Source organism: Pseudonocardia sp. C8 (assembly GCF_014267175.1).
Taxonomy (GTDB): domain Bacteria; phylum Actinomycetota; class Actinomycetes; order Mycobacteriales; family Pseudonocardiaceae; genus Pseudonocardia.
In genome coordinates this window covers 1796390-1823337 of sequence record NZ_JACMTR010000002.1, presented here as the reverse complement: position 1 = coordinate 1823337, position 26948 = coordinate 1796390, and the positions used below count along the sequence as shown (strand labels likewise).

General features: G+C 75.8%; 23 protein-coding genes. 10 read left to right on the top strand and 13 right to left on the bottom strand.

Going from position 1 to position 26948, the window contains the following annotated elements:
- Nucleotides 1-50: 50 nt before the first annotated feature.
- Nucleotides 51-1688 carry a glycosyltransferase gene (locus H7X46_RS09185; RefSeq protein WP_186359004.1) on the bottom strand — a complete coding sequence of 546 codons (1638 nt, stop codon included), beginning with the start codon at nucleotides 1686-1688 and terminating at the stop codon, nucleotides 51-53.
- A 556-nt stretch (nucleotides 1689-2244) separates the two neighbouring features.
- Here H7X46_RS09185 and H7X46_RS29065 point away from each other — a divergent pair.
- Entirely contained in the window at nucleotides 2245-3426 is a 1182-nt protein-coding gene (locus H7X46_RS29065) for an NlpC/P60 family protein (protein WP_222131251.1), read from the top strand.
- A 64-nt stretch (nucleotides 3427-3490) separates the two neighbouring features.
- On the opposite strand, the gene galT is transcribed toward H7X46_RS29065, so the two are convergent.
- Both galT and H7X46_RS09170 read right to left on the bottom strand, forming a co-directional pair.
- Nucleotides 3491-4570: a galactose-1-phosphate uridylyltransferase gene (gene galT, locus H7X46_RS09175; RefSeq protein WP_370589060.1), complete on the bottom strand. Its 1080-nt coding sequence runs from the start codon at nucleotides 4568-4570 to the stop codon at nucleotides 3491-3493.
- A gap of 8 nt (nucleotides 4571-4578) precedes the next feature.
- The gene (locus H7X46_RS09170; protein ID WP_186359002.1) at nucleotides 4579-5382 is read right to left on the bottom strand and encodes a DeoR/GlpR family DNA-binding transcription regulator; all 804 of its coding nucleotides are present in this window, start codon (nucleotides 5380-5382) and stop codon (nucleotides 4579-4581) included.
- Between the two features lie 342 nt (nucleotides 5383-5724).
- Here H7X46_RS09170 and H7X46_RS09165 point away from each other — a divergent pair, with 342 nt between their 5' ends.
- The 3 genes from H7X46_RS09165 to H7X46_RS09155 all read left to right on the top strand — a co-directional run bounded on the left by H7X46_RS09165 (nucleotide 5725) and on the right by H7X46_RS09155 (nucleotide 8735).
- Complete coding sequence (locus H7X46_RS09165; protein WP_186359001.1) at nucleotides 5725-7410, top strand: sodium:solute symporter family protein; 1686 nt, start codon at nucleotides 5725-5727, stop codon at nucleotides 7408-7410.
- 16 nt (nucleotides 7411-7426) lie between these two features.
- Nucleotides 7427-7723: a hypothetical protein gene (locus tag H7X46_RS09160; RefSeq protein ID WP_186359000.1), complete on the top strand. Its 297-nt coding sequence runs from the start codon at nucleotides 7427-7429 to the stop codon at nucleotides 7721-7723.
- A gap of 385 nt (nucleotides 7724-8108) precedes the next feature.
- Nucleotides 8109-8735, top strand: coding sequence for a YigZ family protein (locus H7X46_RS09155; protein WP_186358999.1), 627 nt, complete (start codon nucleotides 8109-8111; stop codon nucleotides 8733-8735).
- 28 nt (nucleotides 8736-8763) lie between these two features.
- Here the strand turns inward: H7X46_RS09155 and H7X46_RS09150 are convergent, their stop codons facing one another.
- The gene (locus H7X46_RS09150) at nucleotides 8764-9546 is read right to left on the bottom strand and encodes a crotonase/enoyl-CoA hydratase family protein (protein WP_186358998.1); all 783 of its coding nucleotides are present in this window, start codon (nucleotides 9544-9546) and stop codon (nucleotides 8764-8766) included.
- A 53-nt stretch (nucleotides 9547-9599) separates the two neighbouring features.
- Here H7X46_RS09150 and H7X46_RS09145 point away from each other — a divergent pair, with 53 nt between their 5' ends.
- The 4 genes from H7X46_RS09145 to H7X46_RS09130 all read left to right on the top strand — a co-directional run bounded on the left by H7X46_RS09145 (nucleotide 9600) and on the right by H7X46_RS09130 (nucleotide 14179).
- Nucleotides 9600-11492: an SDR family oxidoreductase gene (locus H7X46_RS09145; RefSeq protein ID WP_186358997.1), complete on the top strand. Its 1893-nt coding sequence runs from the start codon at nucleotides 9600-9602 to the stop codon at nucleotides 11490-11492.
- A 19-nt stretch (nucleotides 11493-11511) separates the two neighbouring features.
- Nucleotides 11512-12408: a metal-dependent hydrolase gene (locus H7X46_RS09140; RefSeq protein ID WP_186358996.1), complete on the top strand. Its 897-nt coding sequence runs from the start codon at nucleotides 11512-11514 to the stop codon at nucleotides 12406-12408.
- Complete coding sequence (locus H7X46_RS09135) at nucleotides 12405-13424, top strand: PDR/VanB family oxidoreductase (RefSeq protein ID WP_186358995.1); 1020 nt, start codon at nucleotides 12405-12407, stop codon at nucleotides 13422-13424. The genes H7X46_RS09140 and H7X46_RS09135 overlap by 4 nt, the downstream gene beginning before the upstream one ends.
- A gap of 152 nt (nucleotides 13425-13576) precedes the next feature.
- Entirely contained in the window at nucleotides 13577-14179 is a 603-nt protein-coding gene (locus tag H7X46_RS09130; RefSeq protein ID WP_255426104.1) for a TetR/AcrR family transcriptional regulator, read from the top strand.
- On the opposite strand, the gene H7X46_RS09125 is transcribed toward H7X46_RS09130, so the two are convergent.
- From H7X46_RS09125 to H7X46_RS09105, 5 genes are all read right to left on the bottom strand, one after another.
- Nucleotides 14160-15716 (bottom strand): phosphodiester glycosidase family protein, encoded by a 1557-nt coding sequence (locus H7X46_RS09125; protein WP_186358994.1) that lies wholly within the window; start codon nucleotides 15714-15716, stop codon nucleotides 14160-14162. The two genes, H7X46_RS09130 and H7X46_RS09125, sit on opposite strands and share 20 nt — an antisense overlap.
- A gap of 124 nt (nucleotides 15717-15840) precedes the next feature.
- A complete protein-coding gene (locus tag H7X46_RS09120; protein WP_186358993.1) occupies nucleotides 15841-17205 on the bottom strand; it encodes an LLM class flavin-dependent oxidoreductase in 1365 nt (454 codons plus the stop codon).
- Nucleotides 17202-18524 carry an MFS transporter gene (locus H7X46_RS09115; RefSeq protein ID WP_186358992.1) on the bottom strand — a complete coding sequence of 441 codons (1323 nt, stop codon included), beginning with the start codon at nucleotides 18522-18524 and terminating at the stop codon, nucleotides 17202-17204. The genes H7X46_RS09120 and H7X46_RS09115 overlap by 4 nt, the downstream gene beginning before the upstream one ends.
- Before the next feature lie 200 nt (nucleotides 18525-18724).
- Complete coding sequence (locus H7X46_RS09110) at nucleotides 18725-19006, bottom strand: rRNA adenine N-6-methyltransferase family protein (protein WP_186358991.1); 282 nt, start codon at nucleotides 19004-19006, stop codon at nucleotides 18725-18727.
- A gap of 12 nt (nucleotides 19007-19018) precedes the next feature.
- Nucleotides 19019-19927: a crotonase/enoyl-CoA hydratase family protein gene (locus H7X46_RS09105; RefSeq protein WP_186358990.1), complete on the bottom strand. Its 909-nt coding sequence runs from the start codon at nucleotides 19925-19927 to the stop codon at nucleotides 19019-19021.
- A 341-nt stretch (nucleotides 19928-20268) separates the two neighbouring features.
- Between H7X46_RS09105 and H7X46_RS09100 the strand changes: the two genes are divergently transcribed.
- Nucleotides 20269-20679: a DUF5313 family protein gene (locus H7X46_RS09100; RefSeq protein WP_186358989.1), complete on the top strand. Its 411-nt coding sequence runs from the start codon at nucleotides 20269-20271 to the stop codon at nucleotides 20677-20679.
- Nucleotides 20680-20692: 13 nt separating this feature from the next.
- Here H7X46_RS09100 and H7X46_RS09095 read toward each other — a convergent pair whose 3' ends face one another.
- Genes H7X46_RS09095 through H7X46_RS09080 form a run of 4 tightly spaced genes read right to left on the bottom strand, consistent with a single transcriptional unit; the run spans nucleotide 20693 to nucleotide 23742 of the window.
- Nucleotides 20693-21406 (bottom strand): hypothetical protein, encoded by a 714-nt coding sequence (locus H7X46_RS09095; RefSeq protein ID WP_186358988.1) that lies wholly within the window; start codon nucleotides 21404-21406, stop codon nucleotides 20693-20695.
- Entirely contained in the window at nucleotides 21403-22593 is a 1191-nt protein-coding gene (locus H7X46_RS09090; protein WP_186358987.1) for an acyltransferase, read from the bottom strand. Before H7X46_RS09090 ends, H7X46_RS09095 begins: the two co-directional genes overlap by 4 nt.
- 17 nt (nucleotides 22594-22610) lie before the next feature.
- On the bottom strand, nucleotides 22611-23462 hold the full coding sequence (locus tag H7X46_RS09085; RefSeq protein ID WP_186358986.1) for a M43 family zinc metalloprotease: 852 nt from the start codon (nucleotides 23460-23462) through the stop codon (nucleotides 22611-22613).
- A 37-nt stretch (nucleotides 23463-23499) separates the two neighbouring features.
- Nucleotides 23500-23742, bottom strand: coding sequence for a hypothetical protein (locus tag H7X46_RS09080; RefSeq protein WP_186358985.1), 243 nt, complete (start codon nucleotides 23740-23742; stop codon nucleotides 23500-23502).
- 233 nt (nucleotides 23743-23975) lie between these two features.
- Here H7X46_RS09080 and H7X46_RS09075 point away from each other — a divergent pair, with 233 nt between their 5' ends.
- Entirely contained in the window at nucleotides 23976-26924 is a 2949-nt protein-coding gene (locus H7X46_RS09075) for an AAA family ATPase (RefSeq protein ID WP_186358984.1), read from the top strand.
- The last annotated feature ends 24 nt before the right edge of the window (nucleotides 26925-26948 follow it).

Below are 26948 nucleotides of genomic sequence, written 5' to 3'. Positions count from 1 at the left end.
GTCGCCGGCGTCGCGGCACGGGCCGGCCGGTCCGGCCCGGTAGGCCCCGGTCAGCGGACCGGCGGCCCGCCGGTGAGCGGTGGCGACACCCCGCCCTCGTCCCGGACCTGGCGGCGGGTGCGCAGGTAGAGCGCGGGACCGGACACCAGGCCGCGCAGCTTCCGGCGCGCCGCGCCGCCCGGCAGCGCGACGGTCTCGTCGTGCCGCCGCGCCGGGCCCACGGGGACCTCGGCCGCCGCGCCGGCCGCGTCGCCGCCGGGCTCGCCGGCGGGCCGGCCGGGTCCGGCCTCCGCCGGCACGATCGCGGCCGGGGCGGCGCCGCCCGGCCCGCCGCCGGGCACCGGCACCCCGGACACCGCCCGGTCGGCCGGCAGCACCCTCGAGCCGGGACCGACCGGCGGGTCGACGGACCGCAGCGGGCACGGCGCGCCGACCGGCGGATCCACGGGCTGCGCGCCAGGTCCACCGACCTCCGGATCCACGGGCTGCGCGCCCGGTCCACCGACCGGCGGGTCCACCGGCACACCGCCGCCCACCGGGGCCCGCCTCGACCCGGCACCGGACGCCGACCGGGGCGCCCCCTCCCCCGGGCGCCCCGCGGACTCCCGGCGGACGATCTCCCGCAGCCGCGCGATCCCGGCCGGGAACCGGCGCATCGCGAGCCGGCGCGCCCGCGGGTCCATCGCCACCTTGCCCAGGAAGGCACCCAGTCCGAGCGCGTAGCCGGCCAGCTGGTCGCGGAGCTCCTCGTCGGACGGACGGTGGTGGTGCCACACGTAGGCCGCGGGCAGGTAGCCGAGCGTGCCGCCGGCGAGCACGATCCGGACGAGCAGCTCGATGTCCTCCCCGCCGCGGGTCGGCCGGCCAGGGCCGAGCGCCTCGTCGAACCCGCCCAGCGCGCGGACCGGCCCGGCCCGCACCGCGAGGTTCGCTCCGATCCCGAACAGGCCCGGCGAGAACGGGAACACCGGGGTGTCCGACGGCGGGTCGTCGAGCCGGAACCGGCGCGGGACGAAACCCTTGTTCCAGGCCAGTGCGACGTCGGCGGCCCGCTCCTGGGGGGTATCCAGCCGGGCCGCCAGTACGGGCCCGCTCAGGCCGGTGAGCTGCGGATCGGCGGCGAACGCACCCGCGATCCGGGACGCCCAGCGCGGGTCGGGCTCGGTGTCGTCGTCGGTGAACGCGACGATGCCGGTCCGTGCCTCGTGCAGGCCCCGGTTGCGGCCGACCGAGGCCCCGCGGCGGGGCTCGCGGACGTACCGGACCCGGGTGTCCGCGACGGCCTCGACGGCGGCGCGGGTCCGGTCGTCCCGGGGGTCGTTGTCGACGACGAGCACCGTCACCGCCGGGTGGTCGCCGGCCAGGATCGCGCGCACGCAGCGCCGCACGCTGTCCGGGCGCCCGCGGGTGGCCACGACGACCGTCACCGGCTCGCCGGAGGTCGGGGGCAACGCCGGGGGCGCATCCCCGGCGACCGCCGCCGCGGCCCGCGCCACCTCCTGCGCGGTCGCGTGGCCGTCGCGCAGCGGGACGTCGACCTGCCCCACCGGCACGCCGCAGTCGGTGACCAGCAGCCGGGCGGCCGCGAACCGCGCGGGGACGCGCAGGTCCGGCGCCGGGGCGCTGCCCGCGGCCCGGTGATGGGTGGTCTCCCCGACCCAGATCGGTCCGGGTGATCGGTCCGGCACTGCGGTAGGCCTCCGCCGGTAGTCGGCTGTCTTCGGTCTCAACTCGGGACGGGCAGGGACGACGTTCCGGCTCGGCGCCGGCACGGCTCCGCCACGATCGTGGCAGAAGGCGTTCACGGGCCCGTCACGACCGCCCCCGGATACCGTGCGGAACGCCGTGCCCGCACGTACGGCCGAGCGGGTGTCCCCCCGTCCGGCGGATTCGCCGCTGCCACGCCCGGCCCTGTCACCCGGTCGCGCCGACCGCTCGTCGCAGACGATCACCCGCCTGACTCGAACGGCGTAGCGGACCGACCGTTCAGCGGGAGATCACCACGCGGATCGCGCAGGAGCGTCCGCTCGTCGCACGCGCGGTGGTGCCGACACGCATGTCAGTCACGGACCGGTTACGGTCCCTCGTGCTGGCCGGCGAGACGTCGGCTGGTGCGCCTGGTCGGCCGCCCGCTCCCCCGCCCGCCGACGTTCCCCCTGGCGCCCACCCAGCACGTGGCGGGGGCGGACACGCGTCCGGCTCGACCCCGAAGAGCCGGTGTGGCCGGGGCGGCGAGGAACCCGCATGACCACAGCACTGCAGACCACCGAACGGCATCCGGCCGACGCCCCGACGGCCGACACCCTCACTCCGCGCCGTCGTCGTGACCGCGACGCGGCCGCCGGCATCTCGGCGAGCGAGCTGCTCGCCCGGTACGCCGAGGCCGGTTTCGACACCCCCGCCTCCGGCGGCCGCCGCGCCGCCCGGACGGCCCGCGAGGGCGGCGCCCTCGGTCCGGACCTCGAGCGGATCGACACCCCGGCCGAGCTCCCCGCGCCCGGCACCACCGCCGGACCGGAGACCGCCCCCGGTGACGGCGACACCGTCGTCACCCACGACCTGCCCGCCGGTGTCACGGCCCGGTCGGCGATCGGCCTGGTCCGCGGCCCGTCCGACACCGGTCCGCTGGGCACCCGCCCGCGCGCGGTCGCCGCGACGATGTCGGCGACCCTCGTCGGCGCGACGGCCGTGCTGGGCGTCGTGTCCAGCCTCGGCTCCCCCGACGATGCGGCCGACGAGCAGTCCTCCGGCGTCGACCTGGCCGGAGTGGACAACCAGGCCACGATGAAGCTCTCGGTGCCGGCGGCCGGCGCCGACCGGGGCAGCGGCGCGGGCACCAGCCAGGCGGCGAGCACCGTCCACAGCGGCCTGCAGCACGTCACCGCCGCCGTCCCGCAGGCCTTCGAGCAGGCCGACGCCGCCCGGATCGCGGCGGTCGCGAAGCGGGAGGCCGAGCAGCGCGAGGCCGACGCCCGCGAGCGCGCCGCGCAGGCCCGGTCGTCCGCTGCGTCCTCCTCGGGTGACGGCGCCGGCACCGGCACGGTCGCCGGCGACCCGGTCACCGACCTCAGCGGCTCCGCGAACGGCCTGCAGGCCCTCGCCGCGGCCAAGAGCAAGCTCGGGGCGCCGTACCAGTGGGGTGCCACCGGCCCGAGCGCGTTCGACTGCTCCGGTCTCATGGTCTGGGCGTTCGAGAAGGTCGGGGTGGACCTGCCCCGGACCTCCAAGGCGCAGTCCCAGATGGACGGTCAGGACGTCTCGAAGGACGAGCTCAAGCCCGGTGACATGGTGTTCTTCTACTCGCCGGTCAGCCACGTGGGCATCTACGCGGGCAACGGCAAGGTCCTGCACGCCTCCACGAGCGGCGAGCCGGTGAAGTACTCCGACATCGACGACATGCCGTTCCACAACGCCGTCCGGGTCTGACGTCCACTGTCGTCCGAGGCCGGTCCCTGGGGAGGGACCGGCCTCGACGCCTACCCGGACGCGGCTAGAGCGACCGCAGCCGCTCCGCCACCGCCTCCGGCAGCACGTCGGAGATGAACGCCCCCGCCCCGGACTCCGACCCCGCCAGATACTTGATCTTGCCGGGGGCCCGGCGGATCGAGTGCACGCGCAGGTGCAGCCGGGCGTCGGCGCGGCCGTCGGCCTCCCGGACCGGGGCCTGGTTCCAGCCCGCGACGTAGGGCAGCTCGTCGTCGTAGAGCGCGTCGAGGCGGCGCAGCACGTCGAGGTAGACGGAGGCGAACTCGTCGCGCTGCGCCTCGTCCAGCGCCGGCAGGTCCGGCGTCGGACGGTGCGGGTAGAGGTGCACCTCGACCGGCCACCGCGCCGCCTCCGGGACGAACGCGGTCCAGTGCTCGCCGGCGACGACGACCCGCGTCCCCGCCCGCTCGGCCGCCAGCTGCACGTCGAACAGGTTCTCGCCGGTCGCCGCGCGGTGCGCGGCCACGTGCGCCAGCATCCGCTGCGGGAACGGCGGCACGTACGGGTAGGCGTAGATCTGGCCGTGCGGGTGCGACAGCGTCACCCCGATCTCGGCGCCGCGGTTCTCGAACGGGAAGACGTACCGCACCCCGGGCCGGGCACCCAGCTCGGCGGTCCGGTCCGCCCAGGCCTCCAGCACCAGCCGCACCCGCTCCGGGGAGAGCCGGGAGAACGGCATCGCGTGGTCGTCGGTGAAGCAGACGACCTCGCAGCGGCCCGCGGTGGCGACCGGGGTGGCCAGGTCCGCGGGCGGCGGCGTCCCGGGCGCGGACCCGAAGGACGGGAACCGGTTCTCGAACGCCACGACCTCGTACTCGGGCGACGGGACCTCGGTGTGCCGGCCGTCCCGGCTCGGACACAGCGGGCACTGGTCGGCCGGCGGCTGGTAGGTCCGGTCCTGGCGGTGGGCGGCGATCGTCACCCACTCCCCGGCCAGCGCGTCGTGGCGCAGCTGGGAGGCGGGGGTGACCGCGGGCAGGTCACGGGGGTCGGCCAGCCGCGCGGGGTCACGTGGAGGGTGCCCGGGGCCGTCGAACCAGATGATCTCCCGCCCGTCGGCCATCCGCGTCGAGAGCTTCTGCACCTTCTCCATCACTGCCTTCCAGGTCGGGCGGTCCGGGCGATGACGACGCGGTCGACCTCGCCCTCGAGGACCGCGCGGTCGGCGTCGGCCAGGCCGGAGTCGGTGACCAGCACGTCCGCCTCGCCGAGCTCGGCGATGGTCGAGATGCCGACCGTGCCCCACTTGGTGTGGTCGGCGACGACGACGAGCTGCTGACCGGCGTCGACCAGCGCCCGGTTCGTGTCGCGCTCGGTCAGGTTCGGCGTCGAGAACCCCGCGGCGGCGCTCATCCCGTGCACGCCCAGGAAGACGATCTCCAGGTTGAGCGAGCGGAGCGCGGCGATCGCGACCGGCCCGACCAGCGCCTCGGACGGCGTCCGCACCCCGCCGGTGAGGATCACCGTCGTGCCGCGGGACTCCGCGCCCCCGGTGTGCAGCGCCTCGGCGACCGCGAGCGAGTTGGTGACGACGGTCAGCCGCGGGATCCTCGCGAGCCGGTGCGCGAGCCGCCAGGTCGTCGTCCCCGCGGACAGGCCGACGGCCGACCCCGGTGTCACGAGACGGGCGGCCTCGGCGGCGATGGCGTCCTTCTCCTCGAGCTCGCGCACCGACTTCGCCGAGAAACCGGGCTCCTCGGTGGTGTGCTCGCCGATCGCCGTCGCGCCGCCGTGCACCTTGTCCACCAGGCGCCGGCGGGCGAGCACGTCGAGGTCGCGCCGCACGGTCATCTCGGACACGCCGAGGTGCTCGGCCAGCTCGGAGACCCGGACCGCACCCTGCGAGCGGACCCGCTCGACGATGACCTCGCGCCGCTGCTCGGCGAGCAGGCTCATCGCTCCCGCCGCTCGTCGTCGCGGCCTCTCCTCGCCCGCGCGGGAACAGCCATCACTCGCACAGAATGCAACAAATCCGAACGGCATACAAGACGCCGTTCCGGTCCCGGATCCGCCCGAGCGGGCAGATTCGGGCGTAAAGATCACTGCTCGGTATCGGATCCGAGCGAACGTGTTCACTTCTGTCCGACCTCGGTCTAGCTTGTGCGGTGGCCTGTGGCCACCCGCCCGCAGCGGCGGCGCCGCCGGCAGCACGTTGACACTCGACGGCGAGGAGTCCGAGATGGACCACTGCGGGACGGCCCCGGCGCGGGCCCGGGAGGGACGGCGGGGGGTCGGGGCATGACGTCCTCGGAGATCCTCCGCCTGGACCCGAACATCGTCGACTACCTGCTGGTGGCGTTCTACTTCGCACTCGTGCTCGGCATCGGCTACGCGGCGCGCCGCTCGGTCTCGTCCAGCCTGGACTTCCTGCTGTCGGGCCGGTCGATGCCCGCCTGGATCACCGGGCTGGCGTTCATCTCGGCGAACCTCGGCGCGATCGAGCTCATCGGCATGGTCGCCAACGGCGCCCAGTACGGCGTGCCGACCGTGCACTACTACTGGCTCGGCGCCATCCCCGCGATGGTGTTCCTCGGCATCGTGATGATGCCCTTCTACTACGGCTCGAAGGCCCGCAGCGTCCCGGAGTTCCTGCTCAAACGGTTCAACAAGACCACCCAGCGGGTCCAGGCCGTGGTCTTCGCCGTGGCCTCGATCCTCATCGCCGGGGTCAACCTGTTCTCGCTCGGGCTGGTCCTGGAGGCGCTGCTCGGCTGGCCGCTCTACGTCGCCGTCCCGGTGGCCGCGGTCGTCGTGCTCGCCTACATCAGCCTGGGCGGGCTGTCCGCGGCGATCTACACCGAGGTCCTGCAGTTCTTCGTGATCCTCGCGCTGCTCGTCCCGCTGACCGTGGCCGGGCTGGCCCGGGTCGGCGGCTGGGACGGCCTGATCCGGGGGGTCACCGAGGGCCCCAGCGGCGGTGCCGACCTCGACGCCTGGCCGGGCACCCCGCTGACCGAGGTCGCGAACCCGTTCCTGTCGGTGCTGGGCATCGTGTTCGGCCTCGGCTTCGTGCTCTCCTTCGGGTACTGGACGACGAACTTCGCCGAGGTCCAGCGCGCGCTGTCGGCGAAGAGCATGTCGGCGGCCCGGCGCACGCCGATCATCGGCGCCTTCCCGAAGGCGCTGGTCGTGCTGGTCATCGTGACCCCCGGCATGATCGCCGGGATCCTGGTGCCGCACATCAGCCAGGTCAAGGCGGGCGGCGGCGAGGCGGTCGACGGGATCACGTACAACAACGCGCTGTCGCTGCTGATGAAGGAGGTGCTGCCGAACGGCATCCTCGGCGTCGCGATCGCCGGCCTGCTCGCCGCCTTCATGGCCGGCATGGCGGCGAACATCAGCTCGTTCAACACGGTGTTCACCTACGACATCTGGCAGGACTGGGTCCGGACCGGCCGCGACGACCACTACTACCTGCAGGTCGGACGCCTGGTCACGATCATCGGCTGCATCCTGGCCATCGGCACGGCGTTCATCGCGTCCGGCTCGGAGAACCTGATGGACTACATCCAGTCCCTGTTCAGCTTCTTCAACGCGCCGCTGTTCGCGATCTTCATCCTCGGCCTGTTCTGGAAGCGGATGACCGGGCCGTCGGCCTGGATCGGGCTGCTGTCCGGCACCGCCGCCGCGGTCACGATCGACCTGCTGGTGCGGCTCGAGGTGCTGGCGATGTCCAGCCAGGCCGGCAGCTTCCTCGGCGCGATCGCCGCGTTCGTGGTCGGCGTCGGTGTCGCCGGCGCGGTCTCGATGGTGACGGCGCCGCGCCCGGAGGCCGAGCTGACCGGCCTGGTGTGGAGCCTCACCCCGAAGGAGGCCCGCACGCACACCACCGAGGGTGACGACGCGGGCTGGTACCGCTCCCCGGCGATGCTCGCCGTCGCGGTGCTCGTGCTGACCGTGGTCCTCTACGTCGTGACCGGCTGAGCGGAGGAGACTTCCGATGAGCGACGACAACCCCGACGACGTCCGGGCCGGGGCCGAGGCCCCGGTCTCGGCGACCGCGACCAACCTGTTCGACCTGCGCTCGGTGATCGCCCTGCTGTTCGGGGTCTACGGCATCGTGCTGGTGATCATGGGGCTGGTCGCGGGGAACGACCCGGAGAACCTGGCCAAGACCGGCGGGCTGAACCTGAACCTGAGCACCGGGATCGTCATGGTGGTGATCGGTGCCCTGTTCGTGCTGTGGGTGCGGTTGCGCCCGCTGCAGCTGCCGTCGGCGCCGCCGCCCGGCGACTGAGCGCACCGTCCGCCCCTCTCCGACGAGCGGGCCGTTCGTGGCAGCTGGTGCCACGAACGGCCCGCTCGTGGCGTGTGGTCACGAGGGCGGGGCGTCACGGCGACCGGGGTCAGCGCTGCGTGGTCGCCGGGGTCGGGTAGACCGGGTTGAACGCCTGCAGGGTGTAGGCATCGATACGGCGGGCGATCCGGACGAGACCGGTGCGCAGGCTGCGGAGGGTGGTGCTCATGGGTGGAGTTCCCTTCATCGGTGCGATGCGAGGGGACGCCCCGCCGGGTGAGGCGGGCGGCCTCCTCACCGGACGTCCCCAGTGTGCGCTGAATCGATCCCGTAGCGCCGCCGATCGCGAGCGCGGTCACGCTGTGACCTGTACCCCGGTACCGCCGTGCGGGTGATAGCGCGGGATGGGGAGCACGAGATCGAGATCCAGCGCTCCCGGTTCCGCTGCACGGTCGCCCGGGTGTCCGGCGTCGACGACGCCGCAGCCGTCGTCGAGCGGGTCCGCAGGGCCGGCCCGGACGCCACCCACCACTGCACCGCGCTGCGGGTCGGGAACCCGGCGACCGGGGACCTCACCGCCCGCTCGAGCGACGACGGCGAACCCTCCGGCACCGCGGGCGTCCCGATGCTGGAGGTACTGACCCGCCGGGAGCTGACCGACGTGGTCGCCGTCGTCTCCCGGTGGTTCGGCGGCACCAAGCTCGGCGCGGGCGGCCTGGTCCGCGCCTACTCCGGCGCGCTGTCCGAGACGCTCGACGTGGTCGGCGTGCTCCGCCGGGTCCCGCACCGGGAGCTGCTGCTCGCCGTGCCGCACGACCGGGCGGGCCGGCTGGAGCACGACCTGCGCCACTCGCCGTACCGGCTGCGCGACGTGACGCACGGCGCGGACGTGACGTTCACGGTGGCCGTCGAACCGTCCGGGACGGACGGGTTCGCCGACTGGCTCGCCGCGCACACCGGCGGCGCCGTCGAGGCCGTCGACGCCGGGCGCTGCGACCTGTACCTGCCCTGACCGCTGTCGTGCGCCGCGACCTGCGCGGTCAGCGCCCCCGCCAGACCGGGTCGCGCTTCTCGGCGAACGCGGTCGCACCCTCCCGGGCGTCCTCGGAGCCGAGCACCGGCTCGACGATCTCGGCGTGCCGCTCCCAGCGATCCTGCCCCCAGCCGGGGCTCTCCAGCACGACCCGTTTCGACGCGGCGACCGCCAGCGGTCCGTTGGCGGCGATCCGCCCGGCCAGCTCGCACGCGGCGTCGAGCGCGCCGCCGTCGTCGACCACCCGGTTGACCAGCCCGGCGGACTCGGCCCGGGCGGCGTCGATCGGGTCGCCGGTCAGCAGCATCTCCAGTGCCAGCGCGCGCGGCACCCGGTTCGCCAGCTCCAGGGCCCCGCCGCCGGCGGCGACCAGGGAGCGCTTCGCCTCCGGCACCCCGAACCGGGCACCCCGGCCGGCGACCACCAGGTCGCAGGCCAGCATGATCTCGAACCCGCCCGCGAGCGCCCAGCCCTCGACGGCGGCGATCATCGGCTTGCGCGGCGGCGTCTGGGTGATCCCGCAGAGCCCGCGGCCGGGCAGCGAGGGACGCTCCCCCTTCAGGAACGCCTTGAGGTCCATCCCGGCGGAGAACACGCCGCCGGCGCCGGTGAGGACACCGGCCCGCAGGTCGTCGTCGGCGTCCAGCTCGTCGACGGCAGCGGCGACCGCTCGCGCGACGTTCTCGTTGATCGCGTTCTTCGCGTGCGGCCGGTTGAGGGTGATCAGCTGGACGCCGGCGCGCCGCTCGACCAGAACCTCGGAAACGGTCACCGCTGACTGCTCAGTCATGCCGTCACCGTAGATCCTCATCGGCTTGTTGACACACTTTCTATGATGACAATGTGTCTCACAGCGTGGTGGCGGAACGCACCCGGACGGTCCTCACCCCCGACGGGCTCCGGCTGGCCGTCGAGGAGCGGGGCGAGCGGTCCCGGCCGACGGTGGTCGCCGTGCACGGCTACCCGGACGACCGCCACGTCTGGGACGCCGTCGCCGGCCTGCTCGCCGCCGACCACCACGTCGTCACCTACGACGTCCGCGGCCACGGCGCCTCCGAGGCGCCGCACGGCCGGGCCGGCTACGACCTCGAGCTGCTGGCCGCCGACCTGCGCGCGGTGTGCGACGCGGTCTCCCCGCACGAGCCGGTGCACCTGCTCGCGCACGACTGGGGCGGGATCCAGACCTGGCACGCGGTGACCGGGGACGCGCTGGCCGGCCGGGTCGCGTCGTTCACCTCGATCTCCGGGCCCTGCCTCGACCACGTAGCGGCGTTCCTGCGCCGCCGGGCACGCCGGGACCTGCGGCCGGTGCTCGCGCAGGCCGCGCACTCCTGGTACACGCTCGCGTTCCGGCTGCCCGTGCTGCCCGAGCTGCTCATCCGCACCGGCCTGCTCGGCCGGGTGCTGGCCCGCACCGAGGCCGTTCCCCGGCCGTCGGTCCGCGACGCCGTGCACGGCCTCGAGCTGTACCGGCGCAACCTGCCCCGGCGCCTGGGCCGGCCGGAGCCCCGGCGGACCGGCGTCCCGGTGCAGGTCCTCGCGCCGCGCGGGGACGCCTACGTGACCCCGGCACTGGCGACGTCCGCGGCGGAGTTCGCCCCGGACCTGCGGGTGCGGTACCTGCCGGGCGGGCACTGGATCGTCCGGCACCGGCCCGACGTGATCGCGCGGTGCGTCCGGGAGATGGTCGCGGCGTACCCGGGCGACGCCCGGTCCGATCCGGCCGAACCCGGACCGCCCGCGCCGCCCACCGCCGGCGGACCGGCCGCAGCGCGTACCGGCGACGGCCCCGCCGCGGCTCGCACCGGCGACAGCGCGGCCGGCGCCGGAGCCCGGATCGCGCCCGCGCTCACGAGGGCTCGGGCCCGCGGAGCCGCGCTGGTCGCCTCCGGCGGGCGCCGGAACCGGGCCGTGCGCTGGGACGGCGGGCTCGCCGTCGTCACCGGAGCCGGGAGCGGGATCGGCCGGGCGGCCGCCCGCGCGTTCGCCGACCGCGGAACCCGGGTCGTCGTCGCGGACCTCTCGGAGCGCGGCGCCGCCGAGACGGTCGAGCTGATCACCCGCCGGCACGGCGCCGGCCGCGCGGTCGCGCACACCGTGGACGTCTCCGACGACGCGGCCGTCGCCGAGCTCGCCGCCCGGGTCGCCGCCGAGCACGGCGTGCCGGACGTCGTCGTCAACAACGCCGGGATCGCCGTCGCCGGGCCGTTCGCCGACACCACCCTCGACGAGTGGCACCGGATCGTCGACGTCAACCTGTGGGGCGTGGTGCACGGCTGCCGGCACTTCGGCAGGCTGCTCACCGAGCACGGCGAGGGCGGGCACCTCGTGAACACCGCGTCGGCCGCGGCGTACCTGCCGTCCCGGGCGCTGCCCGCGTACGCGACCACCAAGGCCGCCGTCCTCATGCTCTCGGAGTGCCTGCGCGCCGAGCTGGCCGGCCGGGGTATCGGCGTCACCGCGCTCTGCCCGGGGTTCGTGAACACCCCGATCACCACCGCCACCCGGTTCGCCGGCACCGACGCGTCCACCCAGGACGCCCGCCGGAAGGCGGCCGCCGCCGCGTACGCCCGGCGCGGCTACACCCCCGAGCGGGTCGCGGCCCGGCTCGTCCGGGCCGTGGAACGCGACCGGCCGCTCGCCCCGGTCACCGCCGAGGCACACGCCGGGCTGCTCGCCTCCCGGCTGTCCCCCGGCCTGGTGCGCGCGCTCGCCCGCGTCGAGGCCCCCCGCTGACCCACGAGAGGAGCACCCGATGACCACCGCCGACGACGACCGGATCGCGCTGCACGCCCGCGACGTCCGGTTCGACTTCACCGGGCTGCGCACCGACTGGATCCCCGGCGAGCCGTTCGCCTCGCACTTCGTCGACGTGCTGCACCTGCTGCTGCCCGAGGGCGAGCGGTGGTTCGTCGACGTGTTCTCGCAGGCGCTGCCGCTGGTGCGCGACGACGCCGTCGCCGAGGACGTCCGCGGGTTCATCGGCCAGGAGGCGGTGCACGCGGCCTCCCACCAGGGCGCCCTCGACCACCTGCTCGAGGCCGGGGTGGACGTCTCCCGCTACGTCGAGCAGGTCGAGTGGATCTTCCACGAGCTGCTCGGGGACCGCGGGCTGAGCGGCGACGAGGCCCGGGAGTGGCTGGTCGAGCGAGTCGGGCTGATCGCGGCGATCGAGCACTTCACGGCCGTGCTCGGCGAGTGGGTGCTGGACTCCCCCGCGCTCGACGCGGCGGGCGCCGACGCCGAGATGCTCGACATGCTGCGCTGGCACGGCGCGGAGGAGGTCGAGCACCGCAGCGTCGCGCACGACCTGTACACCCACCTGGACGGCCGCTACCTGCGCCGGATCCGGTCCATGGCGGTCAGCGGGCCGGCACTGGCGAAGCTGTGGGCCGACGGGGTGGCGCAGCTGTGCGCCCGGGACCCGCAGCTGCGCGGGACACCACGGCAGAAGGTCCGGCTCCGCGACTACCTCCGGGCCGCCCGCCGGGGCCTGGTGCCGGGACCGTGGCTGCTCGCCAGGGCCGTGCTGACCTACCTGAGCCCGCGGTTCCATCCCGCCCGGCACGGCGACACCGACGCCGCCGTCGCGTACCTCGCGGTGTCCCCCGCGGCCCGGCGTGCCGAGGAGCAGGCGGACGGCGCGGCATGACGATCTCCCCGCCGCCGTACCCGAACCGCGGCGCGACGGCGCTCGCCACGGTCACCACGGCCGCGCAGCGGATGGCGGTCCGCAGCGGCCGGCGCCGCCGCCCGGCCGGCCCGGTCGACCGGACGCTGCCGGTCGAGGTCCGCGCCGTCCGGCGACCGTGCCCGGACGTGGCCGAGCTGGAGCTGGTGCCGGTGGCACCGGCGCTCCTGCCGGGCTGGCGGCCGGGCGCCCACGTCGACGTCGACCTCCCGTCCGGGCGGAGGCGCCAGTACTCGCTGTGCGGCGACCCGGCGGACCGCTCGGCGTACCGGATCGCGGTGCGCGCGGTGCCCGGCGGCGCGGGATCGGCCGAGGTGCACCGGCTCGCGCCGGGGGCGCGGCTGCGGCTGCACGGCCCGCGCAACGCGTTCCCGCTGGCCGCGGCACCGTCCTACCTGTTCCTCGCCGGCGGCATCGGGATCACCCCGATCGCCCCGATGGTGCGGGCGGTGCACGCGTCCGGGCTGCCGTGGCGGCTCGTCCACACCGGACGCGACCTGGCCTCGATGCCGCTGTCGGACGAGCTGGTCGCGCTCGCGCCGGACCGCGTGGTGCGCCGGCCGGACGACGGCTCCGTTCCCGGCGCGGACGACCTCCTGTCCAGTGTGGACGCCCACGCGGCGGTCTACTGCTGCGGGCCACCGCCGATGATCGAGGCGGTGCGCCGCGCGCTGCCCGCCGACCGGCGGTTCCATTCCGAGCGGTTCTCCCCGCCTCCGATCCGGGACGGCCGGCCGTTCACGGTGCGGATCGCCGGCGGCCCGGAGATCGCGGTGCCGGCCGACCGGAGCGCGCTGGACGCGGTCCGCGAGGTGCGCCCGGACATCCCGTACTCGTGCCGGCAGGGGTTCTGCGGGACCTGCCACGTCCGGCTGGTCGAGGGGACGACGACCGGCGACCCGGCCGGGCCCGGCCGGACCGCGCTGTGCGTCGGCCGGGCGGAGGGCTACCGTGTCGTCGTCGACCTGGGCCGGTAGGGCGGTATCGGCGCCGGCCGTCGACCGCGGGGCCGCGGTGTCGGCGTCGGCCCCGACCGCCGGGCCGCGGTGTCGGCGTCGGCCCCCGACCGCCGGGCCTCAGTACTGATGCTTCGGCCCTCGACCGCCGGGCCTCAGTATCCTCGGCGGCGATGAGCTCCCCGACCCGTTCCCCCCGGCGGATGGCGCCGGAGGCGCGGCGTGCCCAGCTGGTGTCCGCGGCGCTGGACCTCTACGGCCGGCTCTCCCCGGAGAACGTCGCGGTGGAGGACGTGACCCGCGCCGCCGACGTCTCCCGGGCGCTGTTCTACCGGTACTTCTCCGGGATCGAGGAGCTGCACGTCGCCGTGCTCGGCACGGTCACCGAGGAGCTCGTCTCCCGGGTCGCGCTGTCCGGCGACGGCCCGCCGGACGCACAGCTGGCGGGCGCGCTGGACGTGTTCCTCGACGTCGTCGAGCGGCACGCCCGCGCCTACGTGGCGCTGCTGCGCAGCGGCTCGGTCGTCTCGACCGGGGCGACCGACGCGCTCGTCGACGAGGTGCGCGACCACATGGTCGCCCTGCTCTGCGAACGCGGCGGGGTGCCGGACCCGGCACCGCTGCAGCTGATGACGCTGCGCGGCTGGATCGCGCTGGTCGAGGGCTCGGTGCTGGCCTGGCTGGAGTCCGGCCGGGAACCGGACCGCACCGTGCTGCGGGACTGGCTGGTGGCGGAGCTCCTCGCGATGCTGGAGGTCACCGACCGCCACCGGTGAGGATCCCGAGCGCGTTCGGGACGAGCCGGTGGGCGTCCTCCGACGGCGCGTTCACCACCCGGCCCCCGAACACCATCGTCGACGAGCCGCCACCGTCGAGGTTCACCCCGTCGACCGCGCCGGCCCGGCGCAGCTGCTCGGCGGTCTCGGCGAGGGTGATGCCGGCGCTCGTCGACTCGCGGCCGTCCGCGGTGAGCAGCACCAGGCGTCCCTCCGCGGTGATGCCGGCGGCGGTGCGCGGATCCCGCCGCCGGTCGTCCAGCCCGGGGACGGGCGCGCCGTCACGCAGGATCGGGCTGCCGCCGACGGCGGTCTCGGCGGGCACGCCCGAGGCGCTGGTGACCCGCAGGTGCAGCGCGACCCGGTCGCCGACGGCGAACCGGCGCAGCGCCGCCGCGCCCTCGTCTCGCCCCGCGAGGATCTGCTCGCCGGCCGGGATCGGTCCGGCGCCGGGCGGGCGGACCGCGGTGACCGCGCCGTCGCGGACGACGATCTCGACCCGGTCCGGCGCGCACGGAGCGCGGTGGTCGGTGTCGCTGCCGCAGAGCGCAGCGGCCCGGTCGCCCGCCCAGTCGCCGGTGAACAGGCCGATGCCGCCGACCGGGACGGCGTAGGCGTTGAGCGTGCGGACCGGAAGGGTGCCGCCGGGCCCGGCGGCCGTCGCGGCGAGGGTGAGCCGGTCCAGCCGGGGCGTGCCGGTGGCGTCGACGGCGAGCACGTCGCCGGGTGCGCTGCCCGGCACCGGCGGCGCGAGCCGCCGCCCGGGCGGGACCGCCGAGGTGAGCAGCCGGCCGTCGCGCACCGACGGCCCGGCCGGGGCGTTGCTGCGGGCCAGGTCGAAGAAGTCCCCGTTGACGGCGGCGACCGCACCGGCCCGCTCGCCGTGCACGGGCACGGTGGCCCGCTCCCCCACGGTCGCGCCGGTGAGCAGGCCGGCGCGGACGCCCGGGCGGCGGAGGTCGGCAACGACGACGTCGGTGGTCACCGGCCCCGCCGGGGTGGTGATCCGCTCCTCCCGGTGGGTGACCGCAGGGGCCGCCGGGGCCGGGGCCGGAGCTCCCGGGGCCCCCGGCCCTCCCCGTGCAGCCGGAGCTCCCGGGACTCCCGGGGCTTCCAGGGCGGCCGGGGCTCCCAGGGCTGCCAGGGCTCCCGGTGCCACCGGGGCTCCTGGTGCCACGGGCGCCCCGGCCCGCGGGCCGCCCGGCACCCCGGCCACGCCCGCGACGGGCAACGCCTGGTGCCGGCCGCCGGGCACGGCGAGGGCACCACCCGGCGCCGCGACCGTGCCCCGCGTGACCCCGACGCCCGGCACGCCTGCTCCCGGCTCTGCCGCCGCCACGCGGGGGTCCGCACCCGCATCACGAGCGCCGGCCGTGCGGGCACCGCCGCCGGCCGCGTGGTGCGTCCCGGACCCGCCGTGCACGTCCGGACCGCCCACATCGGACGGCAGCAGCGCGGCGATCGTGGCCGCGGTCATCAGTCCCGCGACCCGGCCGTGCGCCGCCGCCCTGGCCCTTCCGTGCTCCCCGATCCCCATCGGGGAGAGACGATCACGAGGTCACGGGCGTGGTGCGGAGATCGGGCCGCGCGACACCGCGTCCACCCGGACGTGGGTAGCCCGGGCGTGGCCGGGCGCGATCCCGGTCACGTCGGACGGCCGCTCAGGGGCGGTACCGCGCGGCGGGATGGTCCTTCCCGAGCCGGGCCCCGTCGCCGGTGCCGTAGCGCTCCCGCAGGGTCGGACCGCCGGCGGCGGCCGGCTCCGGGACCCGCCCGCGGCGGCGCAGCTCGGGCACCACGTGCGTCACGACACCGGCCATCGTCCCGGGCGTCACCGCGTAGGCGAGGTTGAAGCCGTCCAGGTCCGCCTCGTCGGCCCACCGTTCGAGCTCGTCGGCGACCGTCGCCCCGGACCCGACGACGACCGGGCCCCGCCCGCCGACGGTGACGAACTCGGCGAGCTCGCCGACCGTCCAGTCCCGGTCCGGCCCGGTGAACGACGCCAGCGCCGACCGGGTCGACTCGGTCTGCACGTACTCCAGCTTCTGCTCCGGCGACGCCCCGGACAGGTCCACACCGGACCAGCCGCCGAACAGGGCGAGTGCGGCCCGCGGGTCGGTCAGTGCCAGGTACTCGCGGAGCGTGGCGTCCGCGGCCTCGTCGGACTCACCGGCGATCGCGGTGAGCATCGCGAATACCTTCACCGAGCGCGGGTCACGGCCGGCCCGCCCGGCCTCGGCGCGGACGGCGTCCACCGAGCGGCGCACCACGGCCGGTGAGGGACCGGACACGAACACGGCCTCGGCGTGCGTGCCGGCGAACCGGGCCCCGCGCGGCGACGCCCCGGCCTGGAAGATCACCGGCGTGCGCTGCGGCGAGGGCTCGCACAGGAACGGCCCCGGCACGTCGAACCAGTGGCCGTGGTGGCCGACGTCCCGGACCCGGGACGGCTCGGCGAACACCCCGCGCTCGCGGTCGCGGACCACCGCGTCGTCGGTCCAGGACCCCTCCCACAGCTTGTAGCAGACCTCCAGGAACTCCTCGGCGAGCTCGTAGCGCTCGTCGTGCGGGATCTGCCCGGACCGGCCGAGGTTCCGCGCGGCCGAGTCCAGGTAGGACGTGACGACGTTCCACGCGACCCGCCCCCGCGTGAGGTGGTCGAGCGTGGTGAACCGCCGCGCCAGGGCGTACGGGTGCTCGTAGGCGACCGAGACGGTCACGCCGAACCCGAGCCGTGAGGTCACCCCGGCCATCGCCGGGACGAGCAGCAGCGGGTCGGCCAGCGGCACCTGCGCCGCGGCGCGGACGGCGGCGTCCCGGGAGCCGCCGTAGACGTCGTAGACGCCGAGGACGTCGGCGAGGAACAGCGCGTCGAACCCGCCGTCCTCCAGCATCCGGGCCAGCGACGTCCAGTGGTCCAGGTCGGTGTAGCGGTGGCCCTCGTCGGACGGGTGCCGCCACAGCCCGGCGGACTGGTGGCCGACGCACGCCATGTCGAAGGCGTTGAGCAGGATGCGGCCGGTCATGCGGAGCTCCTCGCGTCGTGGCCCAGGCCGGTCCGGTGGGTCTCCGGCGACAGCACGGTCGAGACGATGGTGACGCCGAACAGCAGCCCGAAGTACCCCCAGATCAGCCACGGCCGCCCGCCGCCCGCCAGCAGCAGCGCGGTCGCGACCAGCGGCGTCGTCCCGCCGATCACCGACCCGATCTGGTATCCCAGCGAGGCGCCGCTGTAGCGGACCCGGGTGGCGAACAGCTCGCCGTACCAGGCGGCCTGCGGGCCGTACATGGCGTCGTGGAACAGGTTCACCAGCACCACCATCGCGACCACGATCAGCGCGGTGGAGCCGGTGTCGAGCAGCAGGAAGAACACGCCGAGGAACAGCGGCGCCCCGACCGCGCCGACCAGGTAGACCGGCTTCCGGCCGACCCGGTCGGACAGCACCGCCCACAGCGGCGTCGAGAACAGCCCGATCGCCGAGGCCACGATGACGGCGGTCAGCCCGGCCCCCTCGGGGGCCTCGGTTCCCTGCGCGAGATAGGTGAGGGCGAACGTCGTGGCCAGGATGTAGACCGAGTTCTGCGCGATCCGGCTGCCGATCGTCAGCAGCACCGTGCGCCACTCGGTCCGCAGGACCTCCAGCACCGGGCGCCGCGCGAGCGTGCCGGTCTCCCGGGCCTCGGCGAACACGGCCGGGTCGGCCAGGGTCAGCCGGATCGCCAGGCCCACGCCCACCAGCACGATGCTGAGCAGGAACGGGATCCGCCACGCACCGGCGAGGAACGCGTCCTTCCCGGCGATCGCGAGCACCGAGGCGTACACGCCGGACGCCAGCAGCATCCCGGCCGACGAGCCGATCTGTGGGAAGCTGCCGAACAGCCCCCGGCGGCGCTCGCCCGCGGCGTGCTCGACGGCCATCAGCACCGCGCCGGCCCACTCGGCACCGACCGCGACCCCCTGGGCCAGCCGCAGGACGACGAGCAGCACCGGCGCGAGCAGGCCGGCCGCCGGGTAGGTGGGCAGGACGCCGATCAGGGTGGTGGCGGCCCCCATGAGGATCAGGGATCCGACCAGGACCGCGCGCCGGCCGATCCGGTCGCCGAGATGCCCGGCGACGACGGCGCCGACCGGCCGGGCGCCGAAGCCTGCGGCGTAGGTGGCGAACGAGGCCAGTACCCCGGTGGCGGGGTCGGCGTCGGTGAAGAACAGCGGCCCGAACACGAGCGCGGCCGCGGTGGCGTAGAGGTAGAAGTCGTACCACTCGATGGTGGTGCCGACGAGGCTGGCGACGGCGGCCCGGTGCGGGGTGGCACCGGGGCGCGCCGCGAGGGACGTGCTGGACACGGGTGACCTGCCGGAGGTTCGACGGGCCGCGGACGGCCCGGTTGCGGAGTCGGTGACGGGACGTGCGCCCTCAACGACAGCCGTGCGACGACAGGCGGCCGTGGTCCAGCCACCGCCGCCGGGTCAGCTCCGTCCACTCCACCCGGACAGCCGATCAGACCGGTGGTCCCCGGCGCAACGGAGAGTGACCGGGGCCGCCCTCATGCCCGTGGTGCCCGGACCCGGCGATGGAGGTCCGCCCAGTCCTCGGCGCGCAGGTCACGGGGTAGGGCCCGGGCGTCGACGCCGCGGCGGTCCGCCCACGCCCGGGCGGCCCCGCGGCCGTACCGGCGTCCGACGACGTCGACCACCCAGCGGCCCCGGCCGGTGAACACCGCGTCGACCAGTTCCTGGTAGGGCCGCACCGGGCCGTCGACCAGTGCGCGCTCCCGGCGGACGATCTCCAGCACCCCGCCGTCCACCGAGGGGACCGGGCGGGCCACGCACCCGGATACCTACTCCCCCAGGTCCTGCGGCGGCGCGGGCCACTGCGGCCAGACGTGCGCCGGGTAGTCGTCGCGTACGGTGTCCGGGAACTCCGGCGGCCGCTTCTCCAGGAACGACGTCACGCCCTCGGCGACGTCCCGGCCCTGCCCGAGGTGGAAGATCGCGGCCGAGTCCGCGCGGTGGGCGTCCCACGGGGTCGGGGAGCCGAGCATCCCCCACAGCAGCTGGCGGGTCAGCGCGACCGACACCGCGGAGGTGTTCTCGGCGATCTCGGCGGCGATCCCGCGGGCGGTGGGCAGCAGCTCGTCGTCCGGCACGACCCGCGACACGAGCCGCCCGGCCAGCGCCTCCTCGGCGCCGAACACGCGCCCGGTCGCGGCCCACTCCATGGCCTGCGAGATCCCCACGATGCGGGGCAGGAACCAGCTGGACGCGGCTTCGGGCACGATCCCCCGGCGGGCGAAGACGAACCCGAACTTCGCGGACGCGGCGGCCAGCCGGATGTCGGCCGGCAGCGTCATGGTCGCCCCGATCCCGACGGCCGGGCCGTTCACGGCGACGATCACCGGCGTGCGCAGGGCGGCCATCCGCATCGTGACGGTGCCGCCGCCGTCCCGGGGAGCGCCGCCGATCGTCCCGACCCCGGCCCGGTCGGCCGCCCGCTGCGGGTCGGTCGCGTCGAACGTCGCACCGCCCCGCCCGAGGTCGGCGCCGGCGCAGAACCCACGCCCGCGCCCGGTGACGATGATGGCGCGGACGCCCTCGTCGGTGTCGGCCAGGTCGTAGGCGGCGATCAGCTCCCGGGCCATCGTCGGGGTGAACGCGTTGAGCCGGTCCGGGCGGTCGAGGGTGATCGTCGCGACCCGGTCCGCGACGTCGTAGGCGATCTGGGTGAAGGCGGGAGCGGCGGTGCTCATGATCGCCGAGTCTGCCCCGGACGCCCGCGCGGCGGTAGGCCGCACCGGGCGACGACGCGCAGCCCCGGCGTGCGGGTCGGGTCGATCTGCACGTTGATGCCCCGGACAGGGCGACAACGCGCGTCTCGAACGCCGCGCACGGGTCGATCAGCACGATCCGGCCCCGCCGAGGGCGAATGCGTGCTTCTCACCGGTGATCGGCGGAGGCGCGGAACCCCGGCGAGGACCGGACGCTCGTGGAACCCTGGGTGTAGGGCGCCCCCGATCAGGGAATCCGGCTCCGGGGAACGTCAGGTGCCGCCTCGTCGTGCTGGTGAGGCTCACCTAAACTGGAGGCCGCCATGGACCGTCCGAACCCCTTCCGCTGGCTGGCGTACGCCTTCGGCGCCCGGCTGCCTGAGCGCCACCGGCGCTGGGTGCTGCACGACGTCACCTGCCGCACCTGGTGGCTGCGCCACCTCGCCCGCACGACGGTGCAGCTGGTCCCGCTGGTCGCGCTGCTCTACCTGGTCGTCCCGGGCCCGTCGTGGGTCCGGCTGGGCGCGGTCGCGTCCGGCGCGGTCATCGGCTACTTCTACTCCATGGTCTACGTGGTCGAGGCGTCCGAGACCCGGGTGATGAAGGCCGGGTACCCGGTGGGTGCGGCCGCGGCGACGAGGGAGGCCCGGCGCGCCGAACAGCACGTCGACGCGCGGATGCGGTTCGACGAGCTGTACGGCGACGAGCGCAGCCGGGAGGACCGGACGGGCTGACCGGCCGGCGCCGCTAGTCGATCAGGTAGGGGCAGGTGTACGACCCGCCGGTGGTGGTCTTGCGGGCACCCGGCTTCGGGTTGCCACGCCGGGTGCCGTCGTCGGCGATGAGCACGCGGTATGCCTGGAAGTCGTTCAGTTCGGGCGGCGTCCGGCCGGCCATCGGGTCGAGCGGCGCGGTCCCGCCGCTCACCAGCGCGATCGTTCCGGTCGCCGTCGCACCGCGGATCTCGGACGTCACCACGTTCCCGCCCCGGGACGTCCCGGTGAGCCGGACCGTGCCGCCGTCGACGACGGCGTCGAGGTCGTAGAGCCCACCGGCACGGTTCACCTTCGGCACCGAGAACTCGCGGGTCGCCCCGGCGCGGACGAGCGTGCCGGTCACACGGTCCGGTGCGGAGGTCGCCGTGAGCGTCGAGTCGCCGTCGGCCGAGGTGAGCTGGATCCGGTCGCCGACGACGTTGCCGGTGAAGTTCTCGGCCTGGCCGGTCCCGTCGCAGACGTAGGCCTCCACCGCACCGCCGGGCTTCAGCGCGAACGCCACGTAGAACGCGCCGTCGCCGACCGGGCCGACGAACTCCTGCACACCGGTCGCGGCCGGCGCCGCAGGAGCGGCAGCGGCGGGCGGGGACGCCGTGGGCGCGGGCGCCGCGCCGGCGCAGCCACCCACGGCGAGCAGCGCGGCGACGGCCGCGCCGATCAGCACCGTCCGTACGGGTGTCCTCATGGGTTGTCTCCCTCCGGTGTGCGGCTCGGGACGGGGTGGGCCGGGGTGGCGGAGCCGGTCCCGATCCACCGGCGCCGCAGCCGCAGGAACGGCGCCTCGATCAGCACGTAGCCGAGCCACGCGGTCAGCAGGCTCAGCGGGAGCCCGACGGCGAGCAGTCCGGACCACGAGGGGGACCAGCCGGACGTCGCGAGAGCCTCGAGGATCGGTTCGTGGCAGAGCAGCAGGCTGTAGGAGGCGACGCCGACCACGGCGAGCGGGCGCGCCCGCAGGATCCGGACCAGCGGGCCGGGGCGCAGCGGCAGCACGCACGCCCCGACGAGCAGCACCCCGATCGCCGTCAGCACGGCCATCGCGCCCGTGGCCGGGACCTGCAGCCGCCCGACGACGAGCACGGCGACCAGCAGCACCGCCGCCCCGATCCACACGTCGGCCGACCCGAGCACGCCGCCCGGGACGGTGCCGGGCCGCTCGTCCCAGTGCAGGCGCAGCACGGCGAGTGCCATCCCCGCGGCGAGGAAGAAGAACGTCGACGGCAGCGAGAACTGCAGCGCCGTCCACGGGTCCGGGTCGACGTGCCAGACGACGTGGAACAGTCCGAAGCTCGCCGCGCCGGACACCGCCAGCACGACGACGGCCCGCGCCCGCGACCCCCGCGCCAGCCGGCCGACCAGGGCGGCGAGCAGCGGCAGCGCGAGATAGAAGTGCACCTCGATGACCATGAACCACATCACCCGGTTGACCTGGTCGTTCGGCGCGATCACGAGGTTCTGGCCGAACGTCGCGTAGAGCAGCCACTCGCGTGCCGTCCCACCACCCCTGACGAGCAGCGCGGCCACCAGCGCCGCGTAGTACACGGGCAGGATGCGGACGGCCCGGTTGAGCGCGTACCGGCGCAGGCAGATCTGCCCGCCGGAGCCCAGGTCCCGCCGGGCGAACGGCCCGTAGAGCAGGCACCCGGACAGCACGAACAGCACGAACGGGGCGACCTGCGAGCCGAGCACGAGGGTCCGCTCGACCGGGTCGGCGGCCCGCGGTGGTGTGGACGACCAGAACATCGTGTGCGCGAGCACCACGCCGAGGACGGCCAGGGCCCGCAACGACTCCACGCGGGCCATCCGTGGCCGGCCGGCCTGCTCGACCAGCGGTTCCCCGGCCGCGGCCGGCCGCTCCCCCGTCCGGCGCATCGTGCCCCCCGGTTCCCTCACTCGTGACGGTCGCCGCCCCTGGCCAGCGGATTGGTCAACTTTTGCTGCATCTCCTCGACCTGCTCCGCGGTGAGCACGCTGCCCCCGGCCTCCGGTGCCATGAGGTTCGCGGCGGAGCCACCGGCCGTGTTGTGCTGCAGGCCGAGGTAGTGGCCGAGCTCGTGGGTGAGCACCAGGCCCATGAACGCGTCGGGCAGCTCGTGCTCGGCACCGGCGGAGTCGACGAACGTCGCGGCGACCATCACGGTCCGCCCGAAGTGCGGGAACTTACCGACGCCGACCAGGGTGTCCTTCTCGAACTGGTTGACGATCATGACGTCGACCTCGTGCGGGTTGCGCCACTCGTTCGGGAAGTGGAACTGGTCGGTGAGCGAGAGGTTGTACTTCGCGTTGGAGGTCCGCAGCGTGACCCGCGCGATCTCCAGGGTCAGCAGGGTCCGCTGCGCGAACAGCAGGGTGTTCGCCCGGGCGACGATCGCCGCGGCCCGCTGCCGCTCGGTGCCCGGAGCCCACCGGGCAGGCAGCTCGCCGGACTCGTTACGGATGACGTTGACGTTGAGGCGGAGCCGGAACGGGGTGATCCGCACCGACCGGACGTTGTTGCCGAACCCGAACTCGCCGCCGGACGCGGCGGCGCCGAGGTCGGCCACCGAGGCCGGCCCCCGGATGTAGTGGACGTCGCCGTCCCAGTCCCGCTGGGTGTAGAGCAGGACCGCCTCGTCCGGACCGGTCAGCCGCACCGAGCTCGGGTTGGCACCGATGGACACGTCCTTGAGGTCGGCGACGCTGCGGGTGACGACCATGGACCGGTCGCGGAAGTTCTTGTCCTGGAACAGGGTGATGGCCATTCCGTCCTCCTCGGACGTCGTTCCCGACCCGGCCGGGTCAGGGGATCGGTACGTGCTCGACCTCGGTGGCGTCGGACCGCCGAGCGAGGTAGGGCGGGAGCTGCGCGAGCGCTTCGGCGGTGCAGGCGGCCTCGACCACCCACCACAGCTGGTGCCCGCCCGAGCGGCAGCTCGAGAGGGCGGGCCGCCTGCGCAGCGGGCTGTCGAACCCCCGCCACGCGGCGTAGGTGAACCGGCAGTCGGCCGGTTCGTGCCGGTGCGCGAGCAGGAACCGCGTCACGGCGACCGCCCCGGACCGGTCGCCATCACCGCCGGCTCCCGGCCGCGGCCGTCCATGACGGATGCCCGCATCGGTGGCCCTCCTTCCCCCGACCGGCCGCGGCGGGCCGGACCGGGGAGAGCGTTCCGCCGATCCGGCGGGCACAACATCCGGGAAATGCCCCGTGTCCCCCGGTAACGCCGACCGCTCGCGCCACGAAGTCGGCGGCGACGCCGAAGGGATGACCGACGACCATGACGACCGGAGACCCGGCTCGCCGGGAGCCGGACCTGCAGGGGCGGGTGTCCGAGCTCGCCGCGCTCGAGCACGCCGTCGCCCGGCTGGACGGGTGCCGGCGCTCCCGGTGGCTGGCCGTGTGCGGCGAGCCGGGTATCGGCAAGACCCGGATGCTGACCGAACTGTGCCGGCACGCGGACGCATGCGGGCACCTCGTGCTGGACGGCCACGGCGTGGACCTGGAACGCGACCTGCCGTTCGGCGTCCTGGTGGACGCCCTCGACGACTACCTCGGCTCGCTCGAGCCGCGCCGGCTGAGCGTGCTCGGTCGCGAGCGGCTCGCCGAGCTGACGGCCGTGTTCCCCGCGCTGGCGGCGATGGATCTCGGCCCGCGCACACCGCCCGCCGCCGCCGTCGCGCCGGCCGAGCGGTACCGCACGCACCGCGCGATCCGCGCGTTGCTGGAACGGCTGGCCGGCCCCCGCCCCCTCGTGCTGGCGCTGGACGACCTGCACTGGGCGGACGCCGCGACCGTCGAGCTGGTCGCCTTCCTGCTGCGCCGCCCACCCGCGGCGCGGGTCCTGCTCGCGCTCGCCGCCCGCACCGCGACGATGCCGCCCGTGCTGGCCACGGCGCTGGCCACGGCCGACCGGGACGACGGGCGCGCCCGCGACGGCCACCGGCTCGAGCTCGAGCCTCTCCCGGCTGGCGCGGCACACGCGCTGCTGGCCGAGCACTTCCGGCTCGATCCGGACGGGCGTGCCGCCGTCTACCGCGCGAGCGGCGGCAACCCGTTCTACCTGCTGCAACTGGGCCGGTCCGGCGCCGACCGGGGCGGCCCACGTGACGGCACCGGGTTGCCCGGTGTGCCACCGGTCGTGGCCGCCGCCACCGCCGAGGAGATCGCCGAGCGCACCCCGGCCGCCCGGCACGTCGCGCAGGCCGCGGCGGTGGTCGGCGAGCAGTTCGCGCCCGAGCTGGTGGCGGCCGCGGCCGAGCTGGGCCACGACGTCGTGCTCGCCGCGTTCGACGAGCTGGCCGCCGCCGGCCTGATCCGGCCCACCCAGCTGCCCGGTCGCTTCGCGTTCCGGCACCCGATCGTGCGCGCCGCGGTCTACGGGTCGGCAGGCGCCGGCTGGCTGCTGGGCGCGCACGACCGGACCGCCCGCGCCCTCGCGGCGGCCGGGGCGGACGTCGTCGTGCGTGCTCCGCACGTCGAGCGGTCCACCGCGGGTGCGGATCCGGCCGCGGCGGACCTGCTCGCGCGGGCCGGTGCGAGCAGCATGGGGCGTGCGCCCGCGGATGCGGCGCACTGGTTCGCCGCGGCACTGCGCACGCTACCGGCCGGCACCGATCCGGCCCGGCGCCTCGAGCTGACCCTGGACCGCGGCCGCGCCCTGTCGGCCGCGGGGCGGCTGGCCGAGGCCCGGACCGTTCTCGACGCCGGCCTGGCGATGCTGCCCGGTGGCGACGTCGCCCGGCGGGCCCGGATGCTGGCGACCTGCGCCGGGCTGGACAACCTGCTCGGCCAGCCCGGCCGGGCGCGGGCCCGGTTGCTCGAGGCGCTCGGCGCGCTCGACGACCGGCACCGGGCCGAGGCCGCGCGGGTCCGGATCGGCCTGGCCGCCGGCTGCTACTACGCCGGCGACTTCGACGAGATGCGCCGCTGGGAGCGCGACGCCCGCGAGGACGCGATCGCGCTGGGCGACCCCGCGCTCCTGGCCGCCGCGACCGGGCTCGTCGCCGGCGCGGAGTACCTCACGGCCGACATCGGGGCCGCCCGGGCCGCGGCCGCCGAGACGGTCCGGTTGCTCGACACGGTCGACGACGACGCGCTGAGCCCCCACCTCGTGGCGCTCACCTGGTTCGGCTGGACGCAGGCGCACCTGGGTGACCTCCCCGGTGCCCTGCACGGTCTGGACCGGGTCGCGGCGGCGGCCCGCGCCTCCGGGCAGGCGCACCTGGTCCCGCTGGTCGAGGTCGGCCGGGTGTACGCCCTGGTCTGGAGCGGACGGCTCGCCGAGGCGGGCCGGTCGGCCGACACCGCGCTGGACGCCTCCCTGTTCTCGGGGAACACCCTGTTCCTGGTCCTCGCGACCGCGGCTCGCTCGTGGTCGGCCCTGCTGGCCGGGGACGTTCACGCGGCCGTCCGCCACGGCGAGGACGCGGTCGCCTGCGCGGGCGAGGACCCCGACGTCGTGACCGCGACGGCCCGGTACGCCCTGGCCGAGGCCCGCGTCGAGGCCGGCGAGCCGGAGCGCGGCCGGGACGAGCTGCTGGGCGCCGCCGGCGGCCCGGACCTGCCGCTGATCGAGCGCGCGTACCGGCCCCGGTGGTACGAGCTGCTGACCCGGGCCGAGCTGGCGGTCGGCGACCTGCCCGCGGCCACCGGCTGGGCGGAGCGTGCCGGGAAGGCTGCCGACGGGCCCGTCCCGATCCCGCTCCGCGCGGCGGAGGCCGCCCTGGCCGGGGCTGCCGTCGCGCTCGCGACCGCGGACGGCGCCGCCACGGTGGCGGCGCGGCGTGCCGGGGACCTCGCGGACCTGGCCGGCGCGCCGCTCGCCGGTGCGCGCGCCCGCATCCTCGCCGGCCGCGCCCTGGCCGGGGAGGGCTGCACCGCGCGTGCCGTCGACGAGCTCGGCGCGGCCGAGGCGACCGCGGCCGCCTGCGGTGCCCGCCGCCTCCGCGACGAGGCCGCGCGCGAGCTGCGCCGCCTCGGCCGGCCCGTCGCCCGCGGCGGCCGGCCACGGCGGCGGACCGGCCCGGCCGGCGGCGTCGACGCGCTCAGCCGGCGGGAACGCCAGGTCGCCGAGCTCGTGGCGGACGGGCGGACCAACCGGCAGATCGGCCGCGCCCTGTTCGTGTCCGACCGGACGGTCGAGACGCACCTCGCGAAGGTCTTCGCCAAGCTCGGCGTCTCGTCCCGGGCGGCGGTCGCCGAGTTTGTGGGGCGGGTGCGCGCCTAGCCCCCTCGCACTCATGGAGCTTCG